This window comes from Pseudarthrobacter sp. fls2-241-R2A-168 (genome assembly GCF_030209335.1).
Lineage (GTDB): Bacteria > Actinomycetota > Actinomycetes > Actinomycetales > Micrococcaceae > Arthrobacter.
Map to the genome: position 1 here is coordinate 225,511 of NZ_JARVSG010000033.1, position 9,620 is coordinate 235,130.

At 65.3% G+C, this 9,620-nt stretch carries 8 protein-coding genes; 5 read left to right on the forward strand and 3 right to left on the reverse strand.

The annotated features are described in order from the left end of the window. Nucleotides 1-3: 3 nt before the first annotated feature. On the forward strand, nucleotides 4-900 hold the full coding sequence (gene purU, locus QRN11_RS17150) for a formyltetrahydrofolate deformylase (RefSeq protein ID WP_285313755.1): 897 nt from the start codon (nucleotides 4-6) through the stop codon (nucleotides 898-900). Nucleotides 901-1,082: 182 nt separating this feature from the next. Here the strand turns inward: purU and QRN11_RS17155 are convergent, their stop codons facing one another. Beyond that, nucleotides 1,083-2,042, reverse strand: a complete 960-nt coding sequence (locus tag QRN11_RS17155; RefSeq protein WP_285313756.1) for a DUF559 domain-containing protein — start codon at nucleotides 2,040-2,042, stop codon at nucleotides 1,083-1,085. 202 nt (nucleotides 2,043-2,244) lie between these two features. Continuing rightward, nucleotides 2,245-3,795, reverse strand: a complete 1,551-nt coding sequence (locus QRN11_RS17160) for a PucR family transcriptional regulator (protein ID WP_285313757.1) — start codon at nucleotides 3,793-3,795, stop codon at nucleotides 2,245-2,247. A 109-nt stretch (nucleotides 3,796-3,904) separates the two neighbouring features. On the opposite strand from QRN11_RS17160, the gene QRN11_RS17165 reads away from it, so the two are divergent. Continuing rightward, on the forward strand, nucleotides 3,905-5,422 hold the full coding sequence (locus tag QRN11_RS17165; protein ID WP_285313758.1) for a purine-cytosine permease family protein: 1,518 nt from the start codon (nucleotides 3,905-3,907) through the stop codon (nucleotides 5,420-5,422). A 37-nt stretch (nucleotides 5,423-5,459) separates the two neighbouring features. Next, nucleotides 5,460-6,419, forward strand: a complete 960-nt coding sequence (locus QRN11_RS17170) for a polysaccharide deacetylase family protein (protein WP_285313759.1) — start codon at nucleotides 5,460-5,462, stop codon at nucleotides 6,417-6,419. Between the two features lie 120 nt (nucleotides 6,420-6,539). On the opposite strand, the gene QRN11_RS17175 is transcribed toward QRN11_RS17170, so the two are convergent. Then, nucleotides 6,540-7,253, reverse strand: a complete 714-nt coding sequence (locus QRN11_RS17175) for a TetR/AcrR family transcriptional regulator (RefSeq protein ID WP_285313760.1) — start codon at nucleotides 7,251-7,253, stop codon at nucleotides 6,540-6,542. A 157-nt stretch (nucleotides 7,254-7,410) separates the two neighbouring features. Between QRN11_RS17175 and QRN11_RS17180 the strand changes: the two genes are divergently transcribed. Further along, on the forward strand, nucleotides 7,411-8,106 hold the full coding sequence (locus QRN11_RS17180) for a DUF2306 domain-containing protein (protein WP_285313761.1): 696 nt from the start codon (nucleotides 7,411-7,413) through the stop codon (nucleotides 8,104-8,106). Between the two features lie 179 nt (nucleotides 8,107-8,285). Further along, on the forward strand, nucleotides 8,286-9,461 hold the full coding sequence (locus QRN11_RS17185; RefSeq protein ID WP_285313762.1) for an ABC transporter substrate-binding protein: 1,176 nt from the start codon (nucleotides 8,286-8,288) through the stop codon (nucleotides 9,459-9,461). Nucleotides 9,462-9,620: the final 159 nt, after the last annotated feature.

The following is a 9,620-nucleotide window of genomic DNA, read 5'->3' on the forward strand; positions in this document are numbered from 1 at the left end:
GCCATGACTGCAATTGAGACTGAAACCGTCCCTGCCGCTGCCCCCACCACGGTGGAGCACGTCCTGACCCTGGACTGCAGCGAGTCCCCGGGCATCGTCCACGCCGTGTCCGGGTTCCTGCTGGAACACGGCTGCGACATCATCGACAACCAGCAGTTCGGCGAGCGCTCCGAGGGGCACTTCTTTATGCGGGTGCATTTTGCGTCCGACGGCGACGCCTCCACCGCGGACACGCTGCGGGCCGCTTTTGGTCCTGTCGCCGAGCGGTTCGGGATGCGCTGGAGGCTGGAACGGCACGGCTCCAAGCGCCGCGTGCTGATCATGGTGTCCAAGTTCGGGCACTGCCTCAACGACCTGCTCTTCCGGGCGCGGATCGGTGAGCTGCCGGTCGACGTGGTGGCCGTCGTGTCCAACCACACCGACCACCGCGCGCTCGTTGAGTGGCACGGGATCCCGTTTTTCCACGTGCCGGTCACGGCTGACACCAAGCCTTCGGCCGAGGGACGCCTGCTGGAGCTGGTGGACGAGTTCGATGTGGAACTCGTGGTGCTGGCCAGGTACATGCAGGTGCTCAGCGACAACCTGACCCGGAAGCTGGACGGGAAGGCGATCAACATCCACCACTCGTTCCTGCCCAGCTTCAAGGGTGCCAAGCCGTACCACCAGGCGTACGCCCGTGGCGTGAAAACTGTTGGTGCCACGGCCCACTACGTCAACAGCGAGCTGGACGAGGGACCAATCATCTCGCAGCAGACCGTTGAAGTGGACCACACGTACGGGCCCGAGGACCTGGTTGCGGCCGGCCGCGACACCGAATGCAAAGCCTTGTCCAACGCCGTGCGCTGGCACTGCGAGGGCCGGGTGATCCTGCAGGGCAACCGCACGGTGGTCCTCCGGTAGCCCCTCCCCTGCGACGCTCTCTCACTTAACGTGGGTTCTGGCCGGACCCTCACTCACTTAACGTGGGTTTTCCGGCGATCCTCGCTCACTTAACGTGGGTTTTCACGTGACGCTCGCTCACCCTGGTGAGGGAGCGTCACGGCGTTAATGCCTCTTTCGCGGATTCACGTCGGCACTGCCGCTCAATCGCTGCCAGCAAACCCCGCTGCCTGGGCGTGGTCCTGCCACGCGTTCCGTAGCGCCCGATTGATGAGTTTCACCGCTCCCTGGAAATCATCCGCCAGATCGTCCTTGTCGAAAACCAGGACCGTCCACCCCGCTGATTCGAAGGCCTTATCCCGTCTCCTGTCGCTAAGCATTTGTGCGTCACCGAGGTGATGTTCGCCGTCGTACTGGATAGCAAGGCGGCGATGACGATAACCGAGATCGGCCGACGGCGACCGCCCGTCTCCGGCTCGCAATGGCACCTGGAGTTCGGGTTCGGGTAAGCCGGCGTTGGTGATGGCCAGCCTGAGCAGCGATTCAGGGGCCGAGTCGGCGCCCACCCGCATCAGATCCAATGCTTCGCGGGCCCTGACGATACCTTGGAGATTCGGATGATGGCTGACGAGCACGCGCAGTCCCGCCAAGGTGTCATAGGGCTGCGTCCTTGCCTCGAAATCCACCCGCGGGACGCGGATCAGTTCATCTCCCATGCTCACCAGGGCATCGAGTGGCAGGACCCGTGCCAGATCGAGCCAGGTGCGTGACCTAGTGCTCAGGCGGATGCCATCGACGAGTTCGATCTCTCCTTCAAGAGCCACGACTGTGTGCCCGAATATGCCCTTTCGGCGGACCGACGGCAGGGCGCGCGGTTTGCTGAGGTGGAGCTCTGTGGAATCTGCCAGCCAGGGTGGCAGCACCTGGCGCCGTAGCCGGGCCGCAGTCACGTGTGAGATCCAGGCACCGGGCGACGCAGCGGACAACGCCCTGGCGGCGCCTTCCAGGTCGAAGTCCCAGTCCGCCGGGCGGTAGAGACCGCGGCCCACGTTGACTACATCCTTGCGCCGAAGTCTGTCCAGCGTGACGCCGGAAGCCCTGGCCGAGCCGAAGGTGAAAGGAGCCTCGGCCAACGGCGGGGGCAAGAAACTTTGCTTTCGCATGCTGGTATTGTGCCTTGACACGGCGGAACGCTGCAGAAGTTATCCACAGGTCCGCCGTCGGCGCGACGGCAGGTGAGAGAGGGTTGGTCCAAAACCCGCGTTAAGGGAGCGAGCGTCCGCCCAAAAGCCCCATTAAGTGAGAGAGGATCGCCTGGAAAGCCGCGTTAAGTGAGAGAGCGTCCGGGCTGGGCGGGCGTCCCTGTTATTTCGACTCGAGCGCGGCGAGGCGGGTGGCCAGGTGCAGGGCAGCCAGCCTGCCTGTGCCGCGGGGGTCGCCGCCACACAGGGAGAAGATCCGCTGCAGCCGCTGGTGCATGGACTGCCGCTCCACATGCAGCCCCCGCGCTGCCTGCGCAGTGTTGCACCCGGAGTCCAGCCAGACCCGCAGGGTCTCCACCAGCTGGGAGTGCCGCTCGGCGTCGTGGGCAAGAACGGCAGCCAGCTGCTGGCTGACGAAGTCCCGGCGCCGGGCCTCATCCATCGCCTGGACCGCCAAGCGTTCCACGGCGAACGCCTGCGCGTCCAGCACGTGCCCGGGTGTGCTTGCCGAGGAACTGGACCAGCCGACGTCGGCTGCAAGTTCCAGGGTGAGCCTCGCCTCAGTCAGGGACCAAGGGGCCGCGGAAATCCCTGAAGCCACCGGGCCGACTGCACTGACAGTGCCCTCCGGCACTTCGAGTGACTGCAGGCCGTGAACAATCTTTTGCCGTTCATCCTGCGCGTTCCCCGGGCGGAGGACAGCGAGCGCCAGCAGTTCCGCGTTGTCCGCGTAGCTGGCGCCGTGCTGCCCGCCCGGATCCAGGAGGTGCTCCACATTCCTTCGCAGCTGTTTGGAAGCAGGCGAGCGGACAACTACAGCCACCACCTGCGCAGACACGGGAATGCCTGCTGCCGGCCCCAGCTCCTGCAGCCGCCAGTTCTGCTTGCCGGAATCTATGGCCCGGATCAAGGCCGCCCCGGCCATCTCCTTCAAACCGGGCGGCATCCGCTGCAACAGCGCCAGGGCAAGAATGTCCACGGACCTGTTCCCGGCTATCCTCGCGAGGTTCACATCGGCGTCACCCCGGACGTGCAGCGTCAACCGGGCAGACGGGATCCCGCGCACCGGGACCTCGATGTGGATGGTCTTTCCGGCCTCCCCCGAGGCGTCTCGGAGAACTGGCACTCCTGGATCATCCGAGTGCCCGTTCGGCTCTGCACTGGCCAGTGCCACTCCAGCAGTGGACATGAGCACCACGTCAGAGCCCGTCGCTGCTGCGAGGACCGCCAGGATCCGGTCAAGGCCGCCTCCGTGCGCGAGCTCCACCGCCATGGCATGGCTGGCCTGGTCCGCCTGCTGCAGCTGGGCGGCGGACTGGCTGACCAGCTGTGAGTTGATGGCCTCCATCACCGTGACGAAGGGCACCACACGGCGCAACTCAATGAGCGGAAGGCCGGCCTCCTCAGCAGCGGCAATCATCGAGGAAGGAATAGATGGCAGCACACTTCCGGTCTCGACGGCGAGCGCCGCCACCCCGCGCTCAGCAAGGTCACGGATGTAGCCCATCCGGCGCTCATCGGAGGCAGAGGCAAGGGCCTGGCCTCCCGTGAGCAGGAGTTCCCCGCCGCCGAGCAGCGACGCAATGTCCAAAACCTCGCTCGAGTGGATCCAGCGGAGCTGGGTTTGCGGGACAGCTCCAGCCGCCGCACGGACCACAGGATCGGCGGCAACAACGGTGGAGTGCCGAAGCACATCTTCCAATCGGACTGGCATGACACTCCGTCATATAGAAGGGGAAAGCTCAAGACACATTGTAGATGGTGGATGTGGCTCCGGACACATAATCTTGAGGAATCCCCATCCCCTCAACGAAGAGGCCCCGATGCAACAAAAACCCACAAGCCCAGGAATCGAGCAGTCCACCCATGTGGAAGACGTCGAAGCCTGGCTCCAGCCAATCCCGGAATCCCAGCGCACGCACAAGGTTTCAGGCCAGTTCTGGATCTGGGCCGGCGCCAACCTGGCACCGATCAACTGGGTCCTGGGCGCCCTCGGAATCCACTTGGGGCTGGGTTTCGCTGATACCGTGACGGTCCTGGTGCTGGGCAACCTGATCGGCATGCTGCTCTTCGGCTGCTTCGTCCTGCTCGGCCAGAAGACCGGCGCCACCGGCATGGTGCTCGCCCGGGCCGCCTTCGGCCGGCGGGGCAATTACCTTCCCGCAGCCATCCAGGCCCTCCTGGTGATCGGCTGGTGCGCTGTCAACACCTGGATCATCCTGGACCTGGTTATGGCCTTGTTCGGCACTCTCGGCTGGGTGGATCCCACCGCCCATAACTATGCCTGGAAGATCGGCGTGGCCACGGCCATCATGGCAGCGCAGGTGGCTATCGCGTGGTTCGGCTACAAGGCCATCGCCGCCTTTGAAAAATGGACGGTCCCACCCACCATCATCATCCTCGCCGTGATGTCCGCCGTGGCATGGTTCGGCATGAAGATCGACTGGGGCTACGCCGGCCCTGCAGGCAACATTCTTGAAGGGTCCGAACGCATCGCCGCCATGAGCGCTGTGATGACCGCTATCGGCATCGGCTGGGGCATCACCTGGTTCACCTACGCGGCCGACTACTCCCGGTTCGTCAGCACCGAAGTTCCCAAGAAGAAGGTATATCTGGCTTCCGTCCTGGGCCAGTTCATCCCCGTCGTCTGGCTCGGCGTCCTCGGCGCAAGCCTGGCCACCAACAGCGGCGAGATCGATCCCGGCAAGCTCATCGTCCAGAACTTCGGCGTCATGGCGCTGCCGGTGCTGCTGATGGTGCTGCACGGCCCCATCGCCACCAACATCCTGAACATCTACACCTTCTCCGTCGCCACGCAGGCACTGGACATCACCATCAGCCGCCGCAAGCTCAACCTGTTCGTCGGCGTCTTCTCGCTCGCCGCCGTCGTCTTCTTTATCTTCCAGGAGGACTTCGCTGCAGTCCTGGACGCCTGGCTCATCGGCCTGGTGGCCTGGGTGGCCGCCTGGGGCGGCGTCATGCTGGTGCACTACTTCTGGGTTGACAAGCGCTGGCCCGGCAATCCCGAAAGGCTGTTCGACGGCGTCGGCACCAGGCGGCTTCCCGGCGTCAACTGGGCGGGCGTCACCTCCCTCCTGGTGGGCATTTTCGCCACCTGGCTGTTTATGTACGGGCTCGTTCCCGCCATGCAGGGCCCCATCGCCGTGGCCCTGGGCGGCTGGGACCTGTCCTGGCTCGCCGGCGGCCTTGCCAGCGCCGCCAGCTACGCCATCCTGGGTCCGAAGATGCACCGGAAATTCATCGATGCCCCGGCTCCCGCAGCCGAGCTTTCCCCCGAGCTGACCGGAGCATCCGCTCCCGGCACGCCGGCAGCGCTCTGACCTTCACGACCGCACTTCCCGTAACGCTAGGACCATCATGACTCTTGAAGCATTCGCCGATTCCGCCCACCCGATCACCTGGCCTGATGGCAAGCGCGCGGCCGCATCCTTCACGTTCGACGTCGACGCCGAATCCTGCACCATCGCCCACGATCCGAAGAGCACCCGCCGGATGTCCCTGATGACGCACCAGTCCTACGGACCCAAGGTGGCTGTTCCCCGGCTGCTGCAAATCCTCCAGCGCCAAGACATCCGCGCCACGTTCTTCGTTCCCGGCTTCACGGCCGAATGCTACCCGGACACCGTCCGGCGGATCGTGGACGCCGGACATGAGGTGGCGCACCACGGCTACCTGCACGAACCGATGCAGGGCATCGACGCCGAGACGGAGGCCAGGTACATCGACCGCGGGCTGGAGGCGCTCGCCAAAGCCGCCGGCGTGGAGCCGGTAGGCTACCGGGCACCCTGGTGGGAGCTGAACTGGCACTCCCCCGCACTCCTTGCGGACCGCGGCTTCCTCTACGATTCCAGCCTGCTCGACGGCGACGCCCCCTACCGCTTCAGCGTCGCCCCGGGCGATTCCCGGGACATCGTGGAGATTCCCGTGGACTGGACGCTGGATGACTGGGAGCAGTACGCGTTCTACCCCGGCGTGACCGGCAGCGGCGTGATCGAAAGCCCGGCAAAGGTCCTGGAAATGTGGACCCTCGAGGCGGAGGCCCACCACGCCCAGGGCAGCTGCTTCGTTCTCACCAACCACCCCTTCATCTCCGGCCGGCCCTCCAAGGCCGTGGCCCTGGAACGGCTCATCGAGCGGGTCAAGGGGATGGACGGCATGTGGGTGGCCACCATGGAAGAGATCGCCGAGCACACGCGCAGGACCGTCCAGGAGGTCCACACCCACGCCCGGATCGAGGTGCCGGCGTTCCCCGATACGGGAGCCCGGTTCACCCCGGCGGCGGTTCAGCAGGAACGGCTGGCGGCTGCGGGCAGCTGAACCCCGTCATTTCGCCGGTGGAGTGGTACTGCGGCCCTTGCGGTCGCGGTGCCACTCCACCGTTTTATGCTGCCGTTGAACCCTTTTAGGGGATTCGCCGGCTGAACTTATCACCGGCCTTCAGGCCCGTGCCGACGTCCATCCCTGGGCGTGCAGCCTGTCGATTCCGTCCAGCAGCAGGTCCAGCGCGAACTCGAATTCGAACTGGTCATCGCAGCCCTGCCCGACAACGCCGGCCGGATCATGGGCGGAAGCCATGGCGATGGTCAGGACATTGGGATAGCGGGCGGCCATCTCCTGGAACATCGCCTGCCGGGCAGTATCGTCCGCGTCCACGGCGCCCGCATCGTTGTGGTCCGCCGGCTCGTCGAACAATTCCTGCGTGAAGCCCCACATTCGGCTGCCAACAGCGTGCATCACGTGATGCGTCAGATCCACCGAGAAACCGCCGTCGAGGAACATCCCGATGAAGGAGTCCATGTAGGCGAGGACACCCGGTGTTTTGTTGGTGCGCGTTTCAAGGACCTGCCGGGCCCACTGATGGCGCTGAAGCACCCTCCGAGCCGAGAGGATCCTGCCCCGGACAACATCCTTCCAGCCCAGGCCGGCGGCGGGCGGGTCGATCTCGGTGATGATCACGTCGATCATGCCGTCGAGGAGCTCATCCTTGTTCGCCACGTGTTTGTAGAGCGCCATCGGCACCACATCCAGCTCCTGCGCAAGCCGGCGCATGCTGAGCGGCCCGATCCCCATCCTGTCAGCGAGCGTGACGGCGGCCTGCAGCACGCGGTCGCGGTTGAGGCGCACGCGCGGGCCGGTGCCCTGACTGCTCATGCCTGGTCCTTCCGCTCTGCTTGCAACCCCTTGACCAGTGTACGGCGTACACCTATCTTTAGCAGTAGCAGGTGTACGCCGTACACCTTTCCCTCAAGGGCGACTATTCCGGTCCGCCTCCGCCGGACAAGCGGGTCGGCATCAAAGGAGCAAGACAATGCACACCACAGAACAAAACTCCAAGACGAACGCATCGGCGGGCAGACGCCGACGCCGGCCGGAGTGGCTTGTTCCCGCCGGCCTGATCCTCCTCAGCCTCATACCGGTGATTGCCGGCGCCGCCCGGCTTACCGAACTGACTGGCGGCGCGCCAGTGACGGCGCGCAACGCCAGGTTCTTCGACTCCCCGGCGCCGGTGGTGGTCCACATTGTCAGTGTCACCGTGTACTCCTTGCTCGGGGCGTTCCAGTTCGTGCCGTCACTTCGCGAGCGCAGGCACCGCTGGCACCGTATGGCCGGGCGGGTCCTCCTGCCTGCGGGCCTGTTCGCAGCACTCTCCGGCCTGTGGATGACGGTTTTCTACACCCTGCCGCCCAGCGACGGTGCGCTGCTGCTTGTCCTTCGGCTCGTTTTCGGCTCCGCCATGGCCGTCAGCCTCCTCCTGGGGCTTCGCGCCGTGCTGCGCCGCGACTTCCCGCAGCACGGGGCCTGGATGACCCGCGCCTACGCCATCGGTCTTGGCGCCGGAACGCAGGCCCTGATCCTCATCGTGCCCGAACTCCTCTCCAGCCCGCCGGGCACAACCATGAGGGCCCTGCTCATGGGCGCCGCCTGGGTTATCAACGTTGCGGTGGCGGAACACTGCATCCGCAGGCGCTCTCTTCCGCAGCGCCAAACCTCCCGCGCCACCTAAGCCGCGATCCGCCGTCGTACGCCCTTTGCATTGTGTCTTTCCAAGACGTTCCGTAACGCTGCGCTACCCACTGTTGAGCGTTCGCGACGCCGCGTGAACGCCCGCTACGGGATTGATTGTGGCGCCGGCGGGTGCTCCGTACTCTCATTTCAGCACCCGCCCCAGCAAAGGAATTTCCCATGTCAGACCCCTCGAACAACAGCCCGGAAGGCTCCACCCGCATCGTGGCCGGCCAGTCCGCCCGCCCCAAGCGTCCGCTCGGGCAGAAGATCGGCATCGCCGCCGTCCTGCTAGCCCTGGTGGGAGGCGGCGCGGCCGTCGCCGCCACCGTGAACAGCGGCAGCGGCACTCCCGCTACCGCCGAGGAAACCGCTCCTTCCGGCAACCCTGCCGCCGAACTGAAGCTCGGCTACTTCGGCAACGTCACGCACGCCCCCGCCCTGGTGGGCGTCAGCCAGGGCTACATCGCCGCCGAACTCGGCGACACCAAACTGACCACCCAGGTGTTCAACGCCGGCCCCGCCGCCATCGAAGCACTGAACGCCGGCGCCATCGACGCCACCTACATCGGCCCCAACCCGGCCATCAACTCGTTCGTCAAGAGCGGCGGCGAGTCAATCAACATCATCGCCGGCGCTGCAGCCGGCGGAGCGCAGCTTGTGGTCAAGCCGGAGATCAACTCGGCGGCTGACCTCAAGGGCAAGACCCTTGCCTCGCCGCAGCTCGGCGGCACGCAGGACGTGGCCCTCCGCGCCTGGCTCACCGCGCAGGGCTACAAGACCAACGTGGACGGCAGCGGCGACGTCGCCATCAACCCCACCGAAAACGCCCAGACCCTGAAGCTGTTCCAGGACGGAAAGCTCGACGGCGCGTGGCTGCCTGAGCCCTGGGCCTCCCGCCTGGTACTCACCGCCGGCGCCAAGGTGCTGGTGGACGAAAAGGACCTCTGGGACGGCTCGCTGTCCGGCAAGCCGGGCGAGTTCCCCACCACCATCCTGATCGTCAACCAGAAGTTTGCCGCCGACCACCCGGACACCGTAAAAGCGCTGCTGAAGGGCCACGTGAAGTCGGTTGAGTGGCTGAACAAGGCAGCCGACGGCGAGAAGGCCAGTGTCATCAATGCAGCGTTGAAGGAAGCCGCCGGTGCAGAGCTGAAGGCCGATGTGATCGACCGGTCACTGAAGAACATCGTGTTCACCGTGGACCCGCTCGCCGGGACTTACCAGAAGCTCCTGGCCGACGGCGTCACTGCCGGCACCACCAAGCAGGCGGACATCAACGGCATCTTCGACCTGCGGGCACTCAACAGCGTCTCCGGCGAGAAGACCTCGGCCGCGAAACTCGGCAAGGAGTAACACCCGCGCCACCCAGGACGCTCTCTCACTTGATGCGCCATTTTGGCCAACGCTCGCTCACTTTCCTGAAGAAAGTGAGCGAGCGTTGGCGATTTAAGCGCATTAAGTGAGAGTGTCCCTATGTTCTTCGTCAAGCTGCTGTTGGTGTTTGGGCCTGGT

Coding starts and splice junctions, on each gene's coding strand:
- purU (WP_285313755.1), top strand. CDS start 4: ATGACTGCAATTGAGACTGAAACCGTCCCTGCCGCTGCCCCCACCACG.
- QRN11_RS17160 (WP_285313757.1), bottom strand. CDS start 3,795: ATGCCAGTCCGATTGGAAGATGTGCTTCGGCACTCCACCGTTGTTGCC.
- QRN11_RS17185 (WP_285313762.1), top strand. CDS start 8,286: ATGTCAGACCCCTCGAACAACAGCCCGGAAGGCTCCACCCGCATCGTG.
- QRN11_RS17175 (WP_285313760.1), bottom strand. CDS start 7,253: ATGAGCAGTCAGGGCACCGGCCCGCGCGTGCGCCTCAACCGCGACCGC.
- QRN11_RS17165 (WP_285313758.1), top strand. CDS start 3,905: ATGCAACAAAAACCCACAAGCCCAGGAATCGAGCAGTCCACCCATGTG.
- QRN11_RS17155 (WP_285313756.1), bottom strand. CDS start 2,042: ATGCGAAAGCAAAGTTTCTTGCCCCCGCCGTTGGCCGAGGCTCCTTTC.
- QRN11_RS17170 (WP_285313759.1), top strand. CDS start 5,460: ATGACTCTTGAAGCATTCGCCGATTCCGCCCACCCGATCACCTGGCCT.
- QRN11_RS17180 (WP_285313761.1), top strand. CDS start 7,411: ATGCACACCACAGAACAAAACTCCAAGACGAACGCATCGGCGGGCAGA.